Consider the following 21,135-nt stretch of genomic DNA (forward strand, 5'->3'; position numbering starts at 1 on the left):
GGCGGCCGCCGCCGGACGGGCGGCCTGGGCCTGCGGCATCGCGCGCGCGATCGCGGCCGGCGCCGGGCTGGCCACCTGCTCGGCCCCGCCCTGTCCCGGGCGGAAGGCAAGCATGCGCAGCAGGGTCATGGTGAAGCCGGCGTACTCGTCCGGCGCCAGGCCGATCTCGTTACGGCCGTGCACCGCGATCTGGTAGAAAAGCTGCACTTCCTGCGGATCGAAGACGGTCGCCAGGCGCTGGATGTCGCCAAGCTCCGGCAGATCTTCCGGCACCGCGGTCGGCACGGTCTGGGCCAGCGCGATGCGGTGCAGCAGGGTGCCGAGGTCCTGCAGCGCGCCGTTATAGGACAGGCTGCGACTGGCCATCTCGTCGGCCACCGCCATCAGGTCGGCGCCATCCTGTCTGGCCAGCGCGTCCAGCAGGCGCACCAGGTAGGACTGGTCGAGCGCACCCAGCATGCCCTGCACGGCGTCCAGGGTGACGGCGCCGGCGGCGTAGGCGATCGCCTGGTCGGTCAGCGACAGCGCATCGCGCATCGAGCCGTGGGCGCCTTGCGCCAGCAGGCGCAGGGCCGGCTGTTCGAACGTCACGCCTTCCTGGCCGAGGATGTTTTCCAGGTGGCCGACGATGTGGCCCGGCGGCATCTGCTTCAGGTTGAACTGCAGGCAGCGCGACAGCACCGTCACCGGGATCTTTTGCGGGTCGGTGGTCGCGAGGATGAATTTCACGTGCTCGGGCGGTTCCTCGAGCGTCTTCAGCATCGCATTGAAGGCGTGGTTGGTGAGCATGTGCACCTCGTCGATCATATAGACCTTGAAGCGCGCATTGCTCGGCGCGTACACCGCCTGTTCCAGCAGCTGGGCCATCTCGTCGACGCCGCGGTTCGATGCCGCGTCCATCTCGACATAGTCGACGAAGCGRCCGGCGTCGATCGCGCGGCAGGGTTCGCAGACCCCGCACGGCTCGGCCGTGATCCCGCCCTGCCCGTCCGGGCCGACGCAGTTAAGCGACTTGGCCAGGATACGCGACAGCGTCGTCTTGCCCACCCCGCGCGTGCCGGTGAACAGATAGGCGTGATGCAGGCGTCCGGTACGTAGCGCATGGGTCAGGGCACGGACGACGTGCTCCTGGCCGACCAGCGTTTCGAAGTTCCTGGGACGGTATTTGCGGGCGAGGACTTGATAGGACATACCGGGATTTTACCGTAGACCGGGGCAGGAGCGGCAACATTAGACGCTCATCGGGAATTCCCCTACACTGATGTTTTTATTTCAATGTGGAAAATATGAGAACACTTGTCGCCGCTGTACTGTCGTCGTCGCTGCTGTTGTCGCTCACGCTTTCCGCCCAGGCCGCCGGCGAACGCGAGTGGATCCCGTACCGCAAGCTGGTCGAGACCGTCAAGGCCGACAAGTTCTACGCCCTGCCGGCCGGCGAGCGCGACAAGGTGATCCTGTATGCCCGGCTGGTCCCGGTCAACAAGGCCATCGCGCCGCCGGACGCGAAGCTGGTGGTTGTCGACGGCGCCAGCCGCACGCCCTTCCCGCTCGACGCCGCCGGCCGTGCGCGCATCGTTCCGAATCCGCAGTGGCTGGCGGACGACGCGAAAATCTGGACCAGCCTGCCGAACGGCGAAAAGATGAGCCTGAGCTTCGACATCGGCGCCGTCCTGCCCGAAGCCGCGCAATGGAATTACGCCACGGTGATGGGCTCCGTCCCGCAGTCGAATGCGGCGATCGGCAAGGTGGCCGGCGCCCTCAGCATGTTCGTGCCGACCATGAAATCGGTGATCTTCAAGTTCGACAAGCCGGCCCAGCTGACCATCAAGGCCAAGGGCGGCGAGCGGCGCTATGCCAGCGACGCGAAGAACCAGGTAAGGCTGAAGCTGGACGGCGACCTGTTGAAGGAGAACCCGCTGGTGATGCTGTCGGAGCGGCCCTTCGAAGCGGAAATCGATTCGGATTGAAGAACGCCGACGGCACAAACGAAAACAGCTGCCGGGGCAGCTGTCGTTCTGAATGAGGTGGCGAGCCTGATCTGCGGCACTTGCGGTGAACGGCTTTGGCTGCTTCGTTCCCGACCTGACCAGGTAAACCATGCCGCAATGCGCAGGGGCCCGCCAGCGATCATTATAACCGAGCATGCGCCGGCGGGCAAACCGGCGATCAAAGCCACATATATATAGAGCATATGCGCGGCGGATGCCTGCCCCGGCCTTACAGCCCCAGCTGCTGCCAGATGTCGTCCACCCGCTTCTTCACCTCCGGCGCCATGACGATAGGCGTACCCCACTCGCGGTTGGTCTCGCCCGGCCACTTGTTGGTGGCGTCGATGCCCATCTTGCTGCCGAGTCCGCTAATTGGGGAGGCGAAGTCGAGGTAGTCGATCGGCGTGTTGTCGACCAGGACCGTGTCGCGGGTCGGATCGACGCGGGTCGTGATGGCCCAGATCACTTCCTTCCAGTCGCGCACGTCGACGTCCTCGTCCACCACGACGATGAACTTGGTGTACATGAACTGGCGCAGGAAACTCCAGACCCCGAACATCACGCGCTTGGCGTGGCCGGCGTACTGCTTCTTCATCTGCACCACCGCCATCCGGTAGCTGCAGCCTTCCGGCGGCAAATAGAAATCGGTGATCTCGGTGAACTGCTTCTGCAGCAGGGGAATGAAGACTTCGTTCAGCGCCACGCCCAGCACGGCCGGCTCGTCGGGCGGTTTGCCGGTATAGGTCGAGTGGTAGATCGGGTCGCGCCGCATGGTGATGCGGTCGATGGTGAATACCGGGAACCAGTCCTGCTCGTTGTAATAGCCGGTGTGGTCGCCATACGGGCCTTCCAGCGCATGCTCGAAACCGGTCGGATGCGTCTGGTCCGGATAGATATGCCCTTCCAGCACGATCTCGGCGGCGGCCGGTACCCGCAGCTCGCTGCCGATGGCCTTGGTGAGCACGGTGCGCTGGCCGCGCAGCAGGCCGGCGAACTGGTATTCGGACAGGGTGTCCGGTACCGGCGTCACCGCGCCCAGGATGGTGGCCGGGTCGGCGCCCAGCGCCACCGCCACCGGATAGGGCTTGCCGGGGTTGGCGATGCAGTGCTCACGGAAATCGAGGGCGCCGCCGCGGTGCGCCAGCCAGCGCATGATGACCTTGTTCGGCCCCAGCACCTGCTGGCGGTAGATGCCCAGGTTCTGCCGCTTCTTGTGCAGGCCCTTGGTAATCACGAGGCCCCAGGTGATCAGGGGAGCGATGTCGCCCGGCCAGCAATGCTGGATCGGCAGGCGTCCGAGGTCGACGTCCTTGCCCTCCCAGACGATTTCCTGGCAGGGCGCGCCCTTCACTTCCTTCGGCGACATATCCCAAACCGCCTTCACGAGCGAGCCCAGGTCCATGATGTCCTTGAAGCCCTTGGGAGGCTCCGGTTCCTTCAGGCGCGCCAGCACGTGGCCGATCTTCCTGAGCTCAGCAATGTTATCGGCCCCCATGCCCAATGCCACCCGTTGCGGTGTGCCAAACAGGTTGCCGAGCACGGGAACCTTGTAGCCGGTCGGCTGTTCAAATAGGAGAGCAGGCCCGGCGGCACGGAGGGTCCGGTCGCAGATTTCGGTCATCTCAAGGTTCGGCGATACGGGCACCGAAATACGCTTTAATTCGCCAATCCCTTGCAACTTGGCAATAAAATCTCGCAAATCCGAATAGTTCATCTATTTTTTCATTCTTTTTTACATCTTTTGAGCTTGGCTAACAATCGACGGCAAGTAGTTGATTTGCCAAAGAATTGATGAGTCAGTCAGAAAACGTTAGACATAAAAGTTATAACGCACGATAGTGCTAGTATTGACTTGATATAAACCAGCTTCTACAATCCGGCCTACCAAGTGAGACAGGCCCGTCCAGGACGTGATTTTAGCCGGTCTCATTATTTCACGGGGTCGGGGCCCCAACGACATTATTTAGGAGTGTTTTCTCAGGACGTCTGTCCTACCAACCCCGAGACAGTTGTTAGCCACCGGGCACCTCCATCGCAGCGCTGCCCGGCTGTAGCAAGCAATGACGGCGTTCCTCGACCGCTATACGCGGCGACGGACGGTTTCTGATGCACGGCATTAGTACCCTGAACAGCAGCGCTTTGTCGCCGCACGGGGCCGCTTTTTCCGCGACAAAGGAGAAACGATGATCCATCGATTCATCGGCACGAGCGCAAAGCTTGTCCAACAGATGGCCAGCCAGCCAGTCACGTGGTCTTCCGTGACGAAAGCGGCACGCGGTATCGTAACGACCGCACAACATACCCTGACCGTATTTGGTCTATCTGCAGTAGCAATGATTGCCCTGCTGTACAACCGCCCCGATCTGGCAAAACGGGTGTCGGACTTCCTGAGCCCGCAGCAGACCGTGCAGGTCGCGGCTGCCCCAGTGCAAGCCCAGGCCGCCAAAGGCGCCGAGGCCGTCGAAATCGCCAACAGCGACGACAAGCAGGGCGTGCGCGCCACGCGCCAGCAGAAGTACGTGACCGAATGGCTGTCGCGCCGCTACCGGGTTGCCGGTGACGCCGCCAACATGCTGGTCGCCACCGCTTACAGCACCGCGCACGAGATCAAGCTCGACCCGCTGCTGATCCTGGCCGTGATGGCGATCGAATCGGGCCTGAATCCCTTCGCGGAAAGCCCGATGGGCGCGCAGGGCCTGATGCAGGTGATGTCGAAGGTCCACAGCGACAAGTTCGACGAAGTCGGCGGCAAGCAGGCCGCCCTGAATCCGGTGGCCAACATCCGTGTCGGCGCCCAGATCCTGAAGGACTACGTGACCCGCACCGGTTCCGTGGAAGGCGGCCTGAAGACTTACGTCGGCGCCGCCGCCTTCGAGGACGACTCGGGCTACGGCAACAAGGTGCTGGCCGAGTACCGCCGCCTGAAGCAGGTCGCGAGCGGCAAGAACGTGCCGATCTTCACGCCGTCCACCCCTGCGCCGCAACTGGCCCAGAAATCCGCGCCGGCCCCGTCCAAGGTCGACAACGCCGCCATCGAAGCCGCACGTGGCGCCAGCCAGTCCGGCGATACCGTGGCAGGACTGTAAGCTTCGACGTACCGATCCCTGGTCGAAGGCCACTGTGGGCGCATGCCTCGGTGGCCTTCTTTTTGGCGCTGTTCGCGCCAAGTGTGGAATTTTTTCTGCAAGCCTGCGGTCCAATGTCGACCTGAACCGTTGACGGAGGCAGCATGCAAGCACGGCAGTTCGAACAGTTCCTGCAACGCCTGTTCAGCCTGACGCGGCGCCAGCGCGACCACCTGCTCGACCTGCTGCAATCGGCGGCCGGCCTCGAGCGTGTACTCGAGATCGTCGAGCAACCCGCTACACCACTCTGCTGCCCGCACTGCCAGGCCGACAAACCCTATCGCCACGGCCATGCGCACGGACTGCAGCGCTACCGCTGCCGTAGCTGCGGCCGCACCTTCAACTTGCTCAGCGGCACGCCGCTGGCGCGGCTGCGCTACAAGGCGCACTGGCTCGACTACCTCGGCTGCATGCTCGACTCCCGCAGCGTGCGCCGCTCGGCGCGCGAGATCGGCGTGGCCAGCGCGACCAGCTTTCGATGGCGTCACCGTTTCCTGGCCTTGAGCAAGGATGACCGCCCGCAACGACTGAGTGGCATCGCCGAAGCCGATGAGATGTATGTGCTCGAATCGCACAAGGGGTCCAGACATCTCGATCGTCCGCCACGAAGACGCGGCGGCAAGGCGACAAAGCGCGGGATCTCGAATGAACAAGTGTGCATCCTGGTGGCGCGCGATCGCAGCGGCCAGACCATCGATGCCGTGACCGGCAAGGGCAGCGTCAGCAAGCGGCAACTGGTGGAACACCTGGGGCCACGCCTGGCGCGCGACGTGCTGCTGGTGACCGATAGCCATGCGGCCTACCCGGCATTCGCGCGGGAGGTCGGGATTTCACATGAGGCCATCAATACGAGGGCCGGCGAAAGAAAGCGCGGTGCGCTTCACATCCAGAACGTGAACGCCTATCACAGCCGGATGCGCACCTGGCTGCTGCCGTTCCGCGGCGTCGCCAGCCGTTACCTGGGCCACTACTTCGGCTGGCGCTGGGCGCTGGATGGGCAGCGCATTGCCAGTCCAGATGCCTTTTTGAGAGCGGCGCTCGGCAGATTCAACACTTAGCGCGAACAGCGCCTTCTTTTTTTGCTATGTACGTCATTTCCGCGAAAGCGGGAACGACGGGTGAAAAAAAAGGCGCTGTTCGCGCCAAGTGTGGAATTTTTTCTGCAAGCCTGCGGTCCAATGTCGACCTGAACCGTTGACGGAGGCAGCATGCAAGCACGGCAGTTCGAACAGTTCCTGCAACGCCTGTCCAGCCTGACCCGGCGGCAACGCGACCGCCTGCTCGACCTGCTGCAATCGGCGGCCGGCCTCGACCGTGTACTCGAGATCGTCGAGCAGCCCGGCATGCCACTCTGCTGCCCGCACTGCCAGGCCGACAAACCCTATCGCCACGGCCATGCGCACGGACTGCAGCGCTACCGCTGCCGTAGCTGCCATCGCACCTTCAACCTGCTCAGCGGCACGCCGCTGGCGCGGCTGCGCCACAAGGCGCACTGGCTCGACTATCTCGGCTGCATGCTCGACTCCCGCAGCGTGCGSCGCTCGGCGCGCGAGATCGGCGTGGCCAGCGCGACCAGCTTTCGATGGCGCCACCGTTTCCTGGCCTTGAGCAAGGATGACCGGCCGCAACGGCTGAGYGGCATCGCCGAAGCCGATGAGATGTATGTGCTCGAATCGCACAAGGGGTCCAGACATCTCGATCGTCCGCCACGAAGACGCGGCGGCAAGGCGACAAAGCGCGGGATCTCGAGTGAACAAGTGTGCATCCTGGTGGCRCGCGATCGCAGCGGCCAGACCATCGACGCCGTGACCGGCAAGGGCAGCGTGARCAAGCGGCAGCTGKTGCAACACCTGGGGCCGCGCCTGGCRCSCGACGTGCTGCTGGTGACCGATAGCCATGCGGCCTACCCGGCATTCGCGCGGGAGGTCGGGATTTCACATGAGGCCATCAACGCGAGCGCCGGCGAACGAAAGCGCGGTGCGCTGCACATCCAGAACGTGAACGCCTATCACAGCCGGATGCGCACCTGGCTGCTGCCGTTCCGCGGCATCGCCAGCCGATACCTGGGCCACTACTTCGGCTGGCGCTGGGCGCTGGATGGCCAGCGCATTGCCAGTCCAGACGCCTTTTTGAGAGCGGCGCTCGGCAGATTCAACACTTAATGCAAACAGCGCCTTTTTTTTATCCTGCCGCGTTTGCCTCTCATTTCGCGCCGCCTGCCTGCATTTCGCGCCATACCGCCGCACTTCGTCGCAAGCCGCCGCGGCCGGGCGCCGGATTGCCTAGAGTGCCCCCATCGACAACGACAACAAGGGAGCACAGCATGCACATCGCCATCCGCGGCGCCATCCTCGCCCTCATCCTCGGCGCCACCGGCGCCCAGGCCGCCGACCTCACGATCCGCATCGACAACGTCGAGAACAACGACGGCCAGCTGATGGTTGCGCTGTACGACAGCGCCGCCGGCTACCTGAAGCAGCCGGTCCGCAAAACCTCGGTGGATGCCGTCGCCGGCAGCACCACGGTGGTATTCAAGGACCTGGCGCCGGGCGACTACGCCTTCTCGGTCCTGCACGATGCGAACGGCAACGGCCGCATGGACACCAACCGCATGGGCCGGCCGACCGAAGCGGTGGCCTTCAGCAAGGACGCCCAGGGCTTCATGGGTCCGCCTTCCTTCGAGGCCGCCAGGTTCACGGTGCCGGCCGATGGCGCCGCCGTCAGCGCCAGCCTGCGTTGAGGTTCCAAGGCTTGTGGTAACTTCCCGGTTGCTCAACAAGGAGAAACGATGCCGACCCACCCCGTCCGTGCCAATCACCCGCTGGACATGTTCGCCCTGTTCCGGCGCTGGCCCGCGTCGACGCGGCGCAACCTGGTCTATACGGCCCTGTGGAGCAGCCTGATCGGCATAGCATTGACGGTCCTGTTCGCGCTCACGGGGGCGCGCAGCGCCGTCCCCATCCCGAAACTGCTGGGCATGACCTTGCTGACCTCGAATACGATCGGCTTCCTGATCCATGGCGGGCTGGCGCTGCTGCGACGCGCCTTCCCCGCCGCCGCCGCGCGACGCTCGTGGGCGATGCGCGCCTGCCAGGTGCTGCTGATCGAATCCTGCGCCGTGCTCGGCTTTACCGTGCCGGATGCCTTGCTGCGCGGCGTCAACCCATTCCGCGCCTTGCTGATCGAGGGCGCGCTGGCGCCCATCCTGCCGATGGGACTGGTGGTCACCGCCATCACGATGGCGATCCTGGCCACCAACGAGCGCCGGCTGGCGCGCGAGACCGCCGCCGCCCAGCACCAGCAGCAGATCGCCGAGGCAGCACAACTGCTGGCCGAAGCCCGCCTGCGCACCTTGCAGGCCCAGATCGAGCCGCACTTCCTGTACAACACCCTGGCCAACGTGGTCAGCCTGATCGGCAGCGAGCCCGATCGCGCCAGGCACATGCTGGAACGCCTGATCGACTTCCTGCGCGCCAGCCTGGCCGCCAGCCGCGCCGAACAGGCGACTCTGGGCGCCGAGCTCGACCTGGCCGCCGCCTACCTCGACCTGCTGGCGGTGCGCATGGGTCCGCGCCTGCGCTGGCGCATCGAGGCCGACGAAGGCTGCCGCGACATGAAAATCGCGCCGATGCTGATCCAGCCGCTGGTCGAGAACGCGGTCATGCACGGCATCGAGCCGAAGGTGGAAGGCGGAGAGATTCTGGTGCGCGCCGCCTGCGCCGCCGGCATCCTGTCCGTCGAGGTCAGCGACGACGGCATGGGACTGGGCGCCGCGCCGCCACGGTCCGGCGGTGGCGTCGGCCTGTCGAACCTGCGCGAGCGGCTGCGCAGCCTGCACGGCCCCAAGGCTCAGCTACAATTATTGGAAAATCAACCCAGCGGCGTGACCTCGCGCCTGCTGCTGCCACTGCCACCGCCACGACCACTGGACCAAGCGTGACCACCGCCCTGCTCGCCGACGACGAACCCCACCTGCTGTCCTATCTCGAGGAGCAGCTCGCCCTGGCCTGGCCCGACCTGAAGGTGGTCGGCCGTGCGCCCAACGGCGTGGAGGCCCTGCGCCTGATCGACGAGCTGGCGCCCGACATCGTCTTCCTCGACATCCAGATGCCCGGCCTGAACGGGCTGCAGCTGGCCAGCCGCCTGAGCGCCGGCGGCGCGTCCCCACGCGTGGTCTTCACCACCGCCCACGAACAGTACGCGCTGCAGGCCTTCGACAGCGAAGCCTTCGACTACCTGCTCAAGCCGATCCGCCTGGAGCGCCTGCAGCGCGCCGTAGACCGCCTGAAGGAGACGCTGGCGCAGCAGCCGCAGTCCCCCGCATCGGCACCCGCGCCGGAGACGGCCGCCCAGCTGGCCGCTATGCTGCGCCAGCTCGGCGTGCCCGTCCCCAACGCACCGGCAGCGGCGGCGCCGGCACCGCTGCAATGGATCCGCGCCGCGCAAGGCCAGGAGACGCGCCTGATCGCGGTCGACGAAGTCATCTACTTCCAGAGCAACGACAAATACACCAGCGTCTTCATCGCCGACGGCGAACACCTGATCCGCACCCCGCTGCGCCAGCTGCGCGAACAGCTCGACGAGCAGAAGTTCTGGCAGATCCACCGCGGCGTCATCGTCGCCGCCCATCATGTGGCCGGCACCCGCACCGACTTTCGCGGGCGGCTGCTGGTCAAGCTCAAGGGCCGGCCGGAAGAGCTGGTGGTGAGCCGCAATTACGCCGAGCTGTTCAGGCAGATGTAACGCCCGGCCGGCGCAGCCTTTACCGGGCCTCGAACGGCCCCAGGTAATCCAGCTTGCCGATCTTGACGCCCTGGTTGCGCAGGATGTCGTAGGCGGTCACGACATGGAAGTAGAAATTCGGCAGCGCGAAGCTCAGCAGGTAGCTCTCGCCGCTGAAGCTGGCGCCGAAACTGCCGAACTTCAGGCTCACTTCGCGCTCTTCTCCGGCATCGACCTCGGCGCCATCCACGCCCTCCAGATAATCGATCGTATTCGCGATGCGCTGCTGCAGCTGCGCAAAGCTGGTCTCGTCGTCGGCGAACTTCGGGGCGTCGCCGCCGCTGAGGCGCTGTACCGCGAACTTGGAGGCATCGCTGGCGCGCTGGACCTGGGCGGACAGCGGCAGCATGTCGTCGGCCAGGCGCGCGCCCAACAGCGCCTCGGGCGCGATGCCGGCCTGGGCGGCGTGTTCCTCGCCTTTCTTCAGCAGGTCGGACAGGACTTTCAAGCCGCGCACGAAGGCGGGCACGGATGCTTTGGACAGGGACAGGGCCATCATTTCTCCTCGTTATGGTGAAAATAGTTTAGCTGGTTTCGCACGCAAGGGTTCGAGCATACCGCCGAGAGATTCGGCTGGCGCCCCGCTTTCAGGCATCTAGAATGAATTCACGTCACGCCTGCGGTGACGAGGAGAATGCCATGCTTCAAAAATATTTGGCCGAATTCATCGGCACCTTCTGGCTGGTGCTCGGCGGCTGTGGCAGCGCCGTGCTGTCCGCAAAATTTCCCGAGGTCGGCATCGGCCTGGCCGGGGTCGCGCTGGCCTTCGGACTGACCGTACTGACGGGCGCCTATGCGCTCGGACCGATCTCGGGCGGCCACTTCAATCCGGCGGTGACGGTCGGGTTGTGGGCCGGCGGCCGCTTCCCTGCGCGCCAGATCGCGCCCTACATCGTGGTCCAGGTTGCGGGCGGCATCGTGGCCGCCGCGGTGCTGTACGCGATCGCCAGCGGCAAGCCCGGCTTCGATGCCACGGCCGGCTTTGCCGCCAACGGCTATGGCGAGCACTCGCCCGGCAACTACTCGCTCGGTTCGGCCCTGATCACCGAAGTCGTGATGACCTTCATGTTCGTGCTGGTCATCCTCGGCGCCACCCATACCCGCGCACCGGTCGGCTTTGCCGGCCTGGCGATCGGCCTGGCGCTGACCCTGGTCCACCTGATCAGCATCCCGGTCACCAACACCTCGGTCAATCCGGCGCGCAGCACCGGGCCGGCCCTGTTCGCGGGCGTCTGGGCGCTGTCGCAGCTATGGCTGTTCTGGCTGGCGCCACTGCTGGGCGGGATCCTGGCCGGCGTGCTGTACCGCGGCGTACTGGAACGCGAGGTGCCGGAACCGGACGTGGCGGGGCGTCCGGAAGGCGGATGGCGGCCGGCCCACCATTAGCGCGGCGCCAGGAAGCGGAAGGTCGGCTCGATATTCATCGCGTGCAGGCGGCGCACGATGTCTTCGAGCGTGGCGTCCTTCAGCAGCAGGCCGTCCGGTGCGGCCTTGGGCCGGGCCGGGGCCGGCGCCGGCGCGCCTGCCTGGGCTTGCAGCACGAAGGCTTCGGCTGCCAGCGCATCGCTCGCGGCCGTCGATACCGGCTCGGCCAGTGCCGCTGCGGGGACGGCTGCAGGCGCCTGACGCCGTTCAAGCGCGCGCAAGGCGTTGCGGAACTGGTCCTCGGCAATGCTCTCCACGCTCTCCAGGAAGCCGGCCTGCCCTGCCAGCGGCGGCGTCACCTCCAGCCCCGATTCCTCGGCAAAGGACGCGCCCATGCCGGGATGGATGAAGGCGGCCCACTTGCCGCTGCGCGGATTCAGGCAGGGCGGCAGGTAGACCGGCGCGGTGGCGGCGTCCGGCGCCAGCTCGACACCAGGAAAATAGGTCTTGCGCAGCAGTTCGAGGAAGTCCTGGGCCTCCCCGGCCGGCACCGGCGTCTCCAGCGACAGCCACAGGCGGTAGGCGCTGGCGCCGTCGATGCTCACCGCCGGCGCCGGCAGCCCGAGTTCGGCCTGCAGGGCATTCGCCACCACGCACAGGCGGTCCCAGTGGCCGGCCTCGCCATCGCCGAAGATCTTACGGAAGGGAATGGCCAGCGCGCGCACCAGGCCATCCGCCGTCGTCAGCTTGATGGCGAGGGTGGTCCTGCCGAGGATGTGGGACGCCAGGACCTCGCGGGTCACGGACTCGGGCGCCAGGTAGAGGCGCGCCAGCTCTGCGATCAGTTTTTCCATATATGTTCCGTGCGTCCCGTAGTCAGGCCAGCTTGCCGCGGCGGGCGGCGTTCTTGCCGAGGGCGGCCAGGTCGAGATCGGCGTCGCCATGATCGACGGCTTCCTTCAGCACGCCGAGCAGGCTGTCGCCGAAGGCCAGCGGCAAGCCCTTGCCCTGCCCTGCCTCCACCGCCAGCCGCACGTCCTTCTGGCCCAGCGAGAGCTTGAACCCGGCGGGGCTGTAGCGCTGCTCGGCGATCATGCCGCCATAGCCCTTGTACACGGGCGAACCGGCGAACAAGGTGGTCGTGATCAGGTCGATGAAGCCGGCGGCCGGGATGCCGTGCGCGCCGGCCAGCGCCGCCCCTTCGCCCATCGCTTCGATCGCGCAGGCCAGGGTCAGGTTGCAGGCCAGCTTGACCGCGTTTGCCTGTTCCGGCGCGTCGCCGAAGCGCCAGGTCTTCTGGCCCATCAGCGCGAGCAGCGGCTGCACGCGGTCGACCAGTTCGTCGGCGCCGCCGGCGAGGATATTCAGCTTGCCGGCTTCGGCCACGTCCACGCGGCCCAGCACGGGCGCCGCGACGTAGCCGATGCCCTTCTCCATGTGCAGGGCCGCCATCTCGCGCGCGAAGGCGACGGAGACCGTGGCCATGTTGACGTGAATGCTGCCCGGCGCCATCGCATCCAGCACGCCGCCGTCGATCATCACGGCGCGGGTCGCATTGTCGTCGGCCAGCATGCTGAAGACGACGTCGGCGATGCCGCACTCGGCGGCCGTGACGGCCGGCTTGGCGCCCTTGGCCGCAAGCAGCCGCACCGGCTCCGGATTGCGGTTCCAGACGTGGACCGGCTGGCCAGAACGCAACAGGTTGGCGGCCATGTGCTGGCCCATGGCACCGAGGCCGATGAATCCGATGGTCATGTGAATGCTCCTTTATCCGACAGCGAACGAAAGCGATATTAGAGCAGCAATCATGAATGTCCGCAGGACGGAATGCGCATCCCATGCGCTGCGCCGCCTGCCACCGCCGCACGCTAAGCTGGCGGCTCCTCAGCTCCCGCACGAACTCCATGGAAATTGCTGCTGTCACTTGCCTGTTCCTGCTGGTCGCCACGACCTTCATCCACTACGAGGTGCTGCGCCTGCTGACCGCCTTGCTGCCGGCCCTGCGCGTGCAGCCGCGCCTGCAGCTGGTCTTCGTCATCTTCGGCGCCTTCGCTGCGCACTTCACCGAGATCCTGCTGTATGGCGGCGCCTACTACCTGCTCGCCACCGCCTTCGGCGTCGGCAGCATGGGCGAACCGGGCCACCTGCCCTTCACGCGCTGCCTGTACTTTTCGGCCGAGACCTATACCACCCTGGGTTACGGCGACGTGCTGCCGCATGGCGACCTGCGCCTGCTGGCGGGGCTGGAGGCCCTGAACGGCATGCTGCTGATCGGGTGGACGGCGTCGTACACCTATCTGTCGATGGAGCGCTTCTGGGGCCGGGGACGGGATGCGTGAGCAGGCACTTTCCAGTGCGCTCGTTTAGTCAGCAAAAATAAACTGGCCCGGAAATTTGAAACTTTATTGAGCTCATCGGCTTCCTCTGTATAAATATCGATTTCCCCGCACTGGAAGAGGCCATGAACGCAGCTCTCGGATACCTCCGCCGTCATGTCATTCAGGCCGCCGCAATTGCGGCATTGGCCAGCTTCGGCGCCGCCCACGCGCAAAGCGGCCGCGTGCCTTCGCACGCGAAGCCGGCCGTCGATGTGGCCAATCCCCTGGTCGGCACCGCCCCCCTCGACCAACCGGCCTTGATCGGCAACGCGCCGCCAGCCGGCGAACTGCTGTATTCGGGGCTGACGTCGCCGGGTGCGCGGCTCCCGCAAAGCAAGACCGAGGCGGCACCGGTCAATGTCAACGTCGACCTCAGCTATCCCATGGGCGTCGACGCTTCCTACGCCTATGCCAATCCGACCATGATCGGCTTTACCGGCGGGGGCTCGGCCTATGGCGCCCAGGCCGCGCCGATCGTCATGCCGGTGGTGGGCGACTGGACCGTGCCGCCGAGCTATACGCAGGCTTACTACGACAAGGCGAGCGAGAAAGCCTCGCCCGGCTATTACGCGGTCGACCTGGCCACCTTCCATACGAAGGTGGAACTGACGGTGACGCGATCGACCAGCCTGATGCGCTTCACTTTCCCGGCGAGCCAGCGCGCCAACGTCGTCATCGACCTGCGCCGCGCCGGCGGCAAGGTGGAGGTGGTCGGCGACCGCAAGATCGTCGGCCTTGCCACCCGCAAGGACAGCGGCCCGGCCGCGGATGGCCCGTGGTTCGTCGCGGAGTTCTCGCGCCCATTCACCGGCTTCGGCACTTTCCGCGCGGTCCACGAGGGCCAGTGGGGCGTGCTCGGCGACAAGGACGTCGAGGCCGGCCGGCGCACCGTATCCGGCGGCAATGCGGGCGCCTACCTCACGTTCGCGACGCGGGCGGGCGAGCAGGTGCTGATGCGGATCGCCCACGGCTACAGCGCCGCCGAAGCCGAGCAGCGCCTGCGCGACGAGGTCTCGGACTGGAATTTCGAGCGCGTGCATACACAGGCGCGTGCCGCCTGGGCACAGCTGTTCGACCGCGTCGAAGTCAGCGGCGGCACGCCGAAGCAGCGCATGCTGTTCTATTCGACGCTGTACCACTCGTTTGCCAGCCCGTGGCTGGTTGCGCGCAAGGGCGAGCCTTTCACCGATGCCGCCGGCCATACCGAAGCGGCCGCCTACGACCACTACGGGCCGGTACCGTTCTGGGATACGGGTCGCAACCAGATCGCGCTGCTGATGCTGCTCGAACCGCAGGTCGTGCAGGACATCATGCGTTCCGAACTCGACATGGCCCGTGAACGCGGCTACATGAACACCTCCTTCCACGGCGACCATGCAGTGCTGCTCTACGACGGCGCAATGCGGCGCGGCATTCCCTTCGACTACGCCGCGGCGTATGCCTATCTGCGCAAGAATGCGCTTGATCCCAAGGGCCCGCGCGGCTACCTGGCCGAGTACATGCAGAACGGCTGGATCTCGGACATCATCCCGCCGGGCAATCCCAGCCCACCCTACGCGGGTGGCAAGGCCGGCGTCGCCAAGACGCTGGAATATGCCTGGGATGACTACGCGCTGTCCGACATGGCGCGCCGGCTCGGCAAGCTTGACGATGCGCAGATGTTCCTGCGCCGCGCCGCCAACTACCGGAACGTGTTCGATGCCTCGGTGGGATTCATGCGCGGCCGCACCGAGGACGGCAAGTGGATATCGCCCTTCGACCCGGGCGAGCCCTACTACAACTTCATGATGAAGGAAGCCTCGGGCTGGTCCACGCTGTGGCTGGTGCCGCAGGACGTGCACGGCTTGCTCGACCTGCTCGGCGGACGCGACGCCTTCAACGCCAAGCTCGACGCCTTCTTCTCCACGCCCTACACGCCCAAGGGCATCTGCCGCGACTGCACCGGCATGATCGGGCAATACGTGCAGGGCAACCAGCCGGACCAGCAGGCGGCCTACCTGTATGCGTGGAGCGGCCAGCCCTGGAAGACGCAGGCGCTGGTCCGCCGCATTCTCGACCAGCTGTACGGCAGCGATGCCAGCGGCTACGCCTACCCCGGCATGGACGACCAGGGCTCGACCTCGTCCTGGTATGTCATGAGCGCGATGGGCTTCTACCCGGTCGATCCTTCGACCGGCGACTACATCCTGGGCAGCCCGATCTTCGACCAGGTTCGCCTGCACCTGGGCAATGGCAAGGTGTTCGAGATCCTTGCGCGCAACAACTCGGCCCGCAACATCTACATCCAGTCCGCGACCTTCAACGGCAAGCCCTGGACCAGGCCGTGGTTCAGCCAGGCCGACATCGCGAGCGGCGGCACACTCGTGTTCACCATGGGACCGGAGCCGAACAAGGCCTGGGGCGCCGACCCGCGGCAGGCGCCGCCCTCGATGTCGGGGCGGCAGGAAGGGTCCTTGAAGGAGCAGTGATTCGGCGTTCAAATGCGTGAGCCGAGGTACGGCAGCTCACGCATTGATCGAATTAGCGTTCGACGTACAGCTTCTCGGTCGCCTTTTTTAACTCGGCATGAGGCAGGAACTGGTCCGCAAGAGTCAGGATGGCATGCAGGTTGTTTTTCAGTTTGTCCAGCTCGATCGTTCCCGGCATGATCGCAGTTTGCAACAAGTGGACAGCCATGTCGGCCAGGAGCAAACGCTGTTTTTCCATCCATTCGGCGGGAGCCTTCCTTGTGGCTGGATTGCACAGGTAAGCGTCTTCAACAGCCCCATGTATTTCCCAGCCCATTCGAGCGAGTTCGTTTCGCTTATTCTCATCCATACTGGTTCCTGAATATTCTACCGTCAGACCACAGCGGCGCTGAACGACTCGGGCCGCCGCGCAAGCAGATGGGACAGCCGTTGAAGACCCTCCTGCAAGCGTCCACGGTCCTTGATGCTGCCCAAGGAGATCCGGATTGCATTCACGGATCCGCTGCCGGTCGCGAATGCCTCCGCCGGCGTGACTGCGATGCCCTCTCTGTCGGCCGCACGCGCAAGCTGCGAGGAGTTCCAATACGCCGGCAGCTCGAGCCATACATGGAGGCCGTCACCAAAGCCGCTGTACCGTCCCGCCAGGATATCCCGAGCCATCCGGTGGCGCAGGCGCGCCTCCCTCCGTACGCCTTCCATCAATCCGTTGGCCGAACCGTCGACGATCCACTGAGTGGCCAGTGCGGCCGTCAGGGGAGCGACCATCAGCGCGAATGATCGTAGCGCGGCCAGGAAGCGTTCGCGTTCGTACGGGTCGCGTACGAGCACGAAGGCAACCCGCAAGCCCGGCGTCAGGCATTTCGACAGGGTCGAAATGTAGACCACCTGTTCCGGGGCAAACGCGGCAACAGGTGGTGGCGGGGCATCGGCAAGGAGCCAGTAGGGATCGTCCTCGACGACGCGTACATTGCAGCGCTTCGCGATGCCGGCGAGTTCCTTGCGCCGGCGTTCCGGCATGGTGATGGCGGTCGGGTTCTGTAGGGTCGGATTGAGATAGACCAGCCCGGGCTTGTGCTGGCGGCACGCTTCCTCCAGCATCTCGGGCACCATCCCGTGCTGGTCCGCTTCCACCGCGATGAGGTGCCGGCCGAACTGGGTCGCTGCGGCGCGCAAGCCGGGATAAGTCGTTGGCTCTGCCAGGATGACACCGCCAGGCTCCGTCAGCGCAAGGATCAATGCGGCGATCGCCGCTTGCGCACCCGGACAGACAACGAGCTGGCGAGAATCCAGATGTCCAAACATCGGTTCGAGCCATTTGGCGCCAGCCTTGCGGTCGGCATCGCTTCCCCCGCCCAGGTGGTAGGTCATCAACAATTCATTATCTGCCCTCATCAATACTTGAGACAAACCCTGTTTCAACATGTCGTCGAAGTCCACGCCATCCGGCGGTGGCGGGGTATTCATGCTCAGGTCGAGAATCGAGGTCAATTCGACTTTCGGCGCCGCGACATAAGTGCCTCGGGCGCCGCGACCCTCCAGCAAGTTGCGGCGCCTGGCTTCGTCGTAGGCGCGCGTGATCGTCGTCAGGTCGACGTCCAGCTGTGCCGCCAACTGGCGCTGCGGAGGCAGACGGTCGCCCGGTTTCAGCGATCCGTCCGCCACCGCCGCCTGCAAGGCATCCGCAATCTGCAGGAAACGTGGCCCCTTGTTCCCGGCCAGTCGCGGCAACCAGATTGGCAGATCCTCATCTTGTATGGTTCTCAACTGGGACATTTTGTCTCAATGTATGGAAATTGCTTTTAAGTAGAATGCCTCAGAACCTGCAGTAATACCATCCTTGCACGGCGGTCGCTGGCGTTTTCTCATCTCTCATCTCTCATCTCTCATCTGCATCGGCAAATCATGGACTGGATTCCAATCGTCTTCGTCATATTCAAGTTTCTCGTGCTCGCCACGGGCATGTTCTTCGCCATCAAGTGGCATTACGATCAGGGGAAGAAGGATAAGGACAAGAAGAAGGAGGCACGCGCAGTGCTGCGCGCAGGCGTCAAGGTGGCCGCCATCTTCCTGGTGTCGCTGCTGGGCCTGGGACTCGTCACCTTCGAGCTGATCAAGCTCCTCGGGATGTAAGCGCCCATAAAAAAACCGGAACACGGTTCCGGTTTTCGGTACAGCAGCCAGTTGGCAGATCAACGCTTGCGCGGTGGCGGCAGGTCGGTGCAGACGCCTTCGTAGGCTTCCGCCGCCATGCCGATCGACTCGCCCAGGGTCGGGTGCGGGTGGATGGTCTTGCCGATGTCCACGCCGTCCGCGCCCATCTCGATCGCCAGGGCGATCTCGCCGATCATGTCGCCGGCGTTGGTGCCGACGATTGTGCCGCCGACGATGCGGTGGGTCTCGGCGTCGAACAGCAGCTTGGTGAAGCCTTCCGAACGGCCGTTGGCCACGGCGCGGCCCGAGGCGGCCCACGGGAAGTGGCCCTTCTCGACCTTGATGCCCTTGGCCTTGGCTTCGTCTTCGGTCAGGCCGACCCATGCCACCTCCGGATCGGTGTAGGCCACCGACGGGATCACCTTGGCGTCGAAGAAGGCCTTCTCGCCGTGCGCGGCTTCGGCGGCCACATGCGCTTCATGCACGGCCTTGTGCGCCAGCATGGGCTGGCCCACCAGGTCGCCGATCGCGAAGATGTGCGGCACGTTGGTGCGCATCTGGCCGTCGACCGGGATGAAGCCGCGGTCGGTGACTGCCACGCCGGCAGCTTCGGCGCCGATCTTCTTGCCGTTCGGGCTGCGGCCCACGGCCACCAGCACCAGGTCGTAGACCTGGGCTTCCGGCGCCGGCTGGCCCGCTTCCGCTGCTTCGAAGCTCACCTTGATACCCTCCGGCAGCGCTTCCACGCCGACGGTCTTGGTCTTCAACATGATGTTGTCGAAGCGGTGGGCGTTGAACTTCTGCCAGACCTTGACGGCCTCGCGGTCCGCGCCCTGCATCAGGCCGTCCATCATCTCGACCACGTCGATGCGCGCACCCAGGGTCGAGTACACGGTTGCCATCTCGAGGCCGATGATGCCGCCGCCGATCACCAGCATGCGCTTCGGTACCTGGCGCAGCTCCAGCGCGCCGGTCGAATCGACGATGCGCGGATCTTCCGGCACGAAGGGCAGCTTCACGACCGCGGAACCGGCCGCGATGATCGCCTTCTGGAACTGGACCACCTTCTTGGCGCCGTCAGGACCGGTCACTTCGATGTGGTTCGGGCTCAGGAACTTGCCGACGCCCTGCACCACGTTGACCTTGCGCGCCTTGGCCATGCCGGCCAGGCCGCCGGTCATGGTCTTGATGACCTTGTCCTTGTAGGCGCGCAGCTTGTCGATGTCGACGCTGGGCGCGGCGAAGCTGACGCCGATGTCGGCCATGTGCGCGGTCTCGTCCATGATGTGGGCCACGTGCAGCAGCGCCTTGGACGGGATGCAGCCCACGTTCAGGCAGACGCCGCCCAGGGTCGCGTACTTCTCGACCAGCACGGTGTTCATGCCGAGGTCGGCGGAGCGGAAGGCGGCCGAGTAGCCGCCGGGGCCCGCGCCCAGCACCATCATTTCGCATTCGACGTCGACCTGGCCGCTGTAGCTGGCCGCGTTCGGGATCGGCGCGGCGGGCGCGGCCGGCTTCTGCTCGGCAGCCGGCGCGGCCGGGGCCGCAGGTGCGGCGGCGGCAGCCGGGGCCGGGGCCGCGGCCGGTGCAGCGCCTGCCCCGGCTTCTTCCGACACGGTCAGCAGCAGCGAACCTTCGTTCACCTTGTCGCCGACCTTGACCTTCAGTTCCTGCACGACGCCGGCGTGGGTCGACGGGATCTCCATGCTGGCCTTGTCGGACTCCACGGTCACCAGCGACTGGTCGACCTTGATGGTATCGCCCGGCTTGACCATCAGTTCGATGATCTCGACGTCCTTGAAATCGCCGATATTCGGGACTTTGACTTCAACGGTGCTCATCTTGTCGGCTCCTTACAGCAGCGTCTTGCGCAGGTCGGCCAGGACGTCGGCCAGGTAGGCGGCGAAGCGGGCCGCACCGGCGCCGTCGATCACGCGGTGATCGTAGGACAGCGCGATCGGCTGCATCAGGCGCGGCTGGAAGGCCGAACCGTCCCAGACCGGCTTCATGGCCGACTTGGACAGGCCCAGGATGGCCACTTCCGGTGCGTTGATGATCGGCGTGAAGTTGGTGCCGCCGATGCCGCCCAGCGACGAGATGGTGAAGGTCGCGCCCTGCATGTTGGCCGGCGACAGCTTGCCTTCGCGCGCCTGCGCGGACAGCTCGCCCATCTCGGTGGCGATCTGCGAGACCGATTTCTTGTCGGCGTCCTTGATCACCGGGACCACCAGCCCGTTCGGCGTGTCCGCCGCGAAGCCGATGTTGTAGTACTGCTTGAGGATCAGCGCGCCGTTCGGCTCGTCCAGCGAGGCGTTAAATGCCGGGAACTTCTTCAGCGCGGCGACCGACGCCTTGATCACGAAGGCCAGCATGGTCAGCTTGACCGGCGACTTGGCTTTCGCGTACGCGGCGTTGGAGTCGACGCGGAACTGTTCCAGGTCGGTCACGTCGGCTTCTTCGAAGTGCGTGACGTGCGGGATCATGACCCAGTTGCGGTGCAGGTTCGGGCCGGAGATCTTCTTGATGCGCGACAGCGGCTGGGTTTCGGTCGGGCCGAACTTGCTGAAGTCCAGCGACGGCCACGGCAGCAGGTTCATGCCTGCGCCACCGCCGGCTGCTGCCGGTGCGGCGGTCGGGCCCGCGGCCATCACGCCCTTCACGAAGCCCTGCACGTCCTGCTGGGTGATGCGGCCTTTCGGACCGCTGCCCTTGACCTTGCCCAGGTCGACGCCGAGTTCACGCGCGAACTTGCGCACGGACGGCGATGCGTGGGCGCTGGCGAAGCTCGGGGCCGGGCCTTCCGATGCTGCCGGTGCGGCGGCCGGTGCCGGTGCGGCGGCCGGAGCCGGGGCCGGGGCTGCCGGTGCGGGCGCGGCGG

20 protein-coding genes and 1 other RNA gene are annotated in these 21,135 nt (G+C 65.5%); 11 read left to right on the forward strand and 10 right to left on the reverse strand.

Going from position 1 to position 21,135, the window contains the following annotated elements; translation table 11 throughout:
• Positions 1-1,191: DNA polymerase III subunit gamma/tau (gene dnaX, locus AB4Z32_RS26515; RefSeq protein ID WP_442124838.1), on the reverse strand; the 1,191-nt coding region annotated here is incomplete at its 3' end.
• A gap of 95 nt (positions 1,192-1,286) precedes the next feature.
• Here dnaX and AB4Z32_RS26520 point away from each other — a divergent pair.
• Positions 1,287-1,967 carry a hypothetical protein gene (locus tag AB4Z32_RS26520; protein WP_442124839.1) on the forward strand — a complete coding sequence of 227 codons (681 nt, stop codon included), beginning with the start codon at positions 1,287-1,289 and terminating at the stop codon, positions 1,965-1,967.
• 56 nt (positions 1,968-2,023) lie between these two features.
• Here AB4Z32_RS26520 and ffs read toward each other — a convergent pair.
• An RNA gene (gene ffs / locus AB4Z32_RS26525) (signal recognition particle sRNA small type) lies at positions 2,024-2,122 on the reverse strand.
• Positions 2,123-2,217: 95 nt separating this feature from the next.
• Entirely contained in the window at positions 2,218-3,702 is a 1,485-nt protein-coding gene (gene ubiD, locus AB4Z32_RS26530; RefSeq protein WP_442124840.1) for a 4-hydroxy-3-polyprenylbenzoate decarboxylase, read from the reverse strand.
• A 514-nt stretch (positions 3,703-4,216) separates the two neighbouring features.
• Between ubiD and AB4Z32_RS26535 the strand changes: the two genes are divergently transcribed.
• From AB4Z32_RS26535 to AB4Z32_RS26560, 6 genes are all read left to right on the forward strand, one after another.
• Entirely contained in the window at positions 4,217-5,074 is an 858-nt protein-coding gene (locus AB4Z32_RS26535; RefSeq protein ID WP_442124856.1) for a transglycosylase SLT domain-containing protein, read from the forward strand.
• 143 nt (positions 5,075-5,217) lie between these two features.
• Complete coding sequence (locus AB4Z32_RS26540; protein WP_442124841.1) at positions 5,218-6,171, forward strand: IS1595 family transposase; 954 nt, start codon at positions 5,218-5,220, stop codon at positions 6,169-6,171.
• Between the two features lie 150 nt (positions 6,172-6,321).
• Positions 6,322-7,275: an IS1595 family transposase gene (locus tag AB4Z32_RS26545; protein WP_442124842.1), complete on the forward strand. Its 954-nt coding sequence runs from the start codon at positions 6,322-6,324 to the stop codon at positions 7,273-7,275.
• Positions 7,276-7,436: 161 nt separating this feature from the next.
• A complete protein-coding gene (locus tag AB4Z32_RS26550; protein WP_442124843.1) occupies positions 7,437-7,853 on the forward strand; it encodes a DUF2141 domain-containing protein in 417 nt (138 codons plus the stop codon).
• A gap of 48 nt (positions 7,854-7,901) precedes the next feature.
• Complete coding sequence (locus tag AB4Z32_RS26555; RefSeq protein ID WP_442124844.1) at positions 7,902-9,053, forward strand: sensor histidine kinase; 1,152 nt, start codon at positions 7,902-7,904, stop codon at positions 9,051-9,053.
• Positions 9,050-9,856 carry a LytR/AlgR family response regulator transcription factor gene (locus tag AB4Z32_RS26560; protein WP_442124845.1) on the forward strand — a complete coding sequence of 269 codons (807 nt, stop codon included), beginning with the start codon at positions 9,050-9,052 and terminating at the stop codon, positions 9,854-9,856. Before AB4Z32_RS26555 ends, AB4Z32_RS26560 begins: the two co-directional genes overlap by 4 nt.
• A 19-nt stretch (positions 9,857-9,875) precedes the next feature.
• Here AB4Z32_RS26560 and AB4Z32_RS26565 read toward each other — a convergent pair whose 3' ends face one another.
• The gene (locus AB4Z32_RS26565) at positions 9,876-10,391 is read right to left on the reverse strand and encodes a DUF1993 domain-containing protein (protein ID WP_442124857.1); all 516 of its coding nucleotides are present in this window, start codon (positions 10,389-10,391) and stop codon (positions 9,876-9,878) included.
• Between the two features lie 143 nt (positions 10,392-10,534).
• Here AB4Z32_RS26565 and aqpZ point away from each other — a divergent pair, with 143 nt between their 5' ends.
• Entirely contained in the window at positions 10,535-11,281 is a 747-nt protein-coding gene (gene aqpZ, locus AB4Z32_RS26570) for an aquaporin Z (protein WP_442124846.1), read from the forward strand.
• On the opposite strand, the gene AB4Z32_RS26575 is transcribed toward aqpZ, so the two are convergent.
• Both AB4Z32_RS26575 and AB4Z32_RS26580 read right to left on the reverse strand, forming a co-directional pair.
• The gene (locus AB4Z32_RS26575) at positions 11,278-12,114 is read right to left on the reverse strand and encodes a hypothetical protein (RefSeq protein ID WP_442124847.1); all 837 of its coding nucleotides are present in this window, start codon (positions 12,112-12,114) and stop codon (positions 11,278-11,280) included. The two genes, aqpZ and AB4Z32_RS26575, sit on opposite strands and share 4 nt — an antisense overlap.
• Before the next feature lie 22 nt (positions 12,115-12,136).
• Positions 12,137-13,015 carry an NAD(P)-dependent oxidoreductase gene (locus AB4Z32_RS26580; protein ID WP_442124848.1) on the reverse strand — a complete coding sequence of 293 codons (879 nt, stop codon included), beginning with the start codon at positions 13,013-13,015 and terminating at the stop codon, positions 12,137-12,139.
• A 149-nt stretch (positions 13,016-13,164) separates the two neighbouring features.
• On the opposite strand from AB4Z32_RS26580, the gene AB4Z32_RS26585 reads away from it, so the two are divergent.
• Positions 13,165-13,599, forward strand: a complete 435-nt coding sequence (locus tag AB4Z32_RS26585; RefSeq protein ID WP_442124849.1) for a potassium channel family protein — start codon at positions 13,165-13,167, stop codon at positions 13,597-13,599.
• Positions 13,600-13,721: 122 nt separating this feature from the next.
• A complete protein-coding gene (locus tag AB4Z32_RS26590; protein WP_442124850.1) occupies positions 13,722-16,106 on the forward strand; it encodes a GH92 family glycosyl hydrolase in 2,385 nt (794 codons plus the stop codon).
• Positions 16,107-16,158: 52 nt separating this feature from the next.
• On the opposite strand, the gene AB4Z32_RS26595 is transcribed toward AB4Z32_RS26590, so the two are convergent.
• Both AB4Z32_RS26595 and AB4Z32_RS26600 read right to left on the reverse strand, forming a co-directional pair.
• Complete coding sequence (locus AB4Z32_RS26595) at positions 16,159-16,455, reverse strand: hypothetical protein (protein ID WP_442124851.1); 297 nt, start codon at positions 16,453-16,455, stop codon at positions 16,159-16,161.
• 23 nt (positions 16,456-16,478) lie between these two features.
• Positions 16,479-17,879, reverse strand: coding sequence for an aminotransferase-like domain-containing protein (locus AB4Z32_RS26600; protein ID WP_442124852.1), 1,401 nt, complete (start codon positions 17,877-17,879; stop codon positions 16,479-16,481).
• A 129-nt stretch (positions 17,880-18,008) separates the two neighbouring features.
• Here AB4Z32_RS26600 and AB4Z32_RS26605 point away from each other — a divergent pair, with 129 nt between their 5' ends.
• Positions 18,009-18,236 (forward strand): hypothetical protein, encoded by a 228-nt coding sequence (locus AB4Z32_RS26605; protein ID WP_442124853.1) that lies wholly within the window; start codon positions 18,009-18,011, stop codon positions 18,234-18,236.
• 59 nt (positions 18,237-18,295) lie between these two features.
• Here AB4Z32_RS26605 and lpdA read toward each other — a convergent pair whose 3' ends face one another.
• Positions 18,296-20,098, reverse strand: coding sequence for a dihydrolipoyl dehydrogenase (gene lpdA, locus AB4Z32_RS26610; RefSeq protein ID WP_442124854.1), 1,803 nt, complete (start codon positions 20,096-20,098; stop codon positions 18,296-18,298).
• A gap of 12 nt (positions 20,099-20,110) precedes the next feature.
• Positions 20,111-21,135 (reverse strand): 2-oxo acid dehydrogenase subunit E2 (locus AB4Z32_RS26615; RefSeq protein WP_442124855.1); only part of this gene is annotated, 1,025 nt, incomplete at its 5' end.

Source organism: Massilia sp. 2TAF26 (genome assembly GCF_052115005.1).
Classification (GTDB): domain Bacteria; phylum Pseudomonadota; class Gammaproteobacteria; order Burkholderiales; family Burkholderiaceae_D; genus Telluria.

Excerpts from the sequence above, each read along its gene's own strand:
- AB4Z32_RS26520 (WP_442124839.1), top strand. The coding sequence starts at position 1,287 with ATGAGAACACTTGTCGCCGCTGTACTGTCGTCGTCGCTGCTGTTGTCG.
- ubiD (WP_442124840.1), bottom strand. The coding sequence starts at position 3,702 with ATGAACTATTCGGATTTGCGAGATTTTATTGCCAAGTTGCAAGGGATT.
- AB4Z32_RS26535 (WP_442124856.1), top strand. The coding sequence starts at position 4,217 with ATGGCCAGCCAGCCAGTCACGTGGTCTTCCGTGACGAAAGCGGCACGC.
- AB4Z32_RS26540 (WP_442124841.1), top strand. The coding sequence starts at position 5,218 with ATGCAAGCACGGCAGTTCGAACAGTTCCTGCAACGCCTGTTCAGCCTG.
- AB4Z32_RS26550 (WP_442124843.1), top strand. The coding sequence starts at position 7,437 with ATGCACATCGCCATCCGCGGCGCCATCCTCGCCCTCATCCTCGGCGCC.
- AB4Z32_RS26555 (WP_442124844.1), top strand. The coding sequence starts at position 7,902 with ATGCCGACCCACCCCGTCCGTGCCAATCACCCGCTGGACATGTTCGCC.
- AB4Z32_RS26565 (WP_442124857.1), bottom strand. The coding sequence starts at position 10,391 with ATGGCCCTGTCCCTGTCCAAAGCATCCGTGCCCGCCTTCGTGCGCGGC.
- aqpZ (WP_442124846.1), top strand. The coding sequence starts at position 10,535 with ATGCTTCAAAAATATTTGGCCGAATTCATCGGCACCTTCTGGCTGGTG.
- AB4Z32_RS26575 (WP_442124847.1), bottom strand. The coding sequence starts at position 12,114 with ATGGAAAAACTGATCGCAGAGCTGGCGCGCCTCTACCTGGCGCCCGAG.
- AB4Z32_RS26580 (WP_442124848.1), bottom strand. The coding sequence starts at position 13,015 with ATGACCATCGGATTCATCGGCCTCGGTGCCATGGGCCAGCACATGGCC.
- AB4Z32_RS26585 (WP_442124849.1), top strand. The coding sequence starts at position 13,165 with ATGGAAATTGCTGCTGTCACTTGCCTGTTCCTGCTGGTCGCCACGACC.
- AB4Z32_RS26590 (WP_442124850.1), top strand. The coding sequence starts at position 13,722 with ATGAACGCAGCTCTCGGATACCTCCGCCGTCATGTCATTCAGGCCGCC.
- AB4Z32_RS26595 (WP_442124851.1), bottom strand. The coding sequence starts at position 16,455 with ATGGATGAGAATAAGCGAAACGAACTCGCTCGAATGGGCTGGGAAATA.
- AB4Z32_RS26600 (WP_442124852.1), bottom strand. The coding sequence starts at position 17,879 with ATGTCCCAGTTGAGAACCATACAAGATGAGGATCTGCCAATCTGGTTG.
- AB4Z32_RS26605 (WP_442124853.1), top strand. The coding sequence starts at position 18,009 with ATGGACTGGATTCCAATCGTCTTCGTCATATTCAAGTTTCTCGTGCTC.
- lpdA (WP_442124854.1), bottom strand. The coding sequence starts at position 20,098 with ATGAGCACCGTTGAAGTCAAAGTCCCGAATATCGGCGATTTCAAGGAC.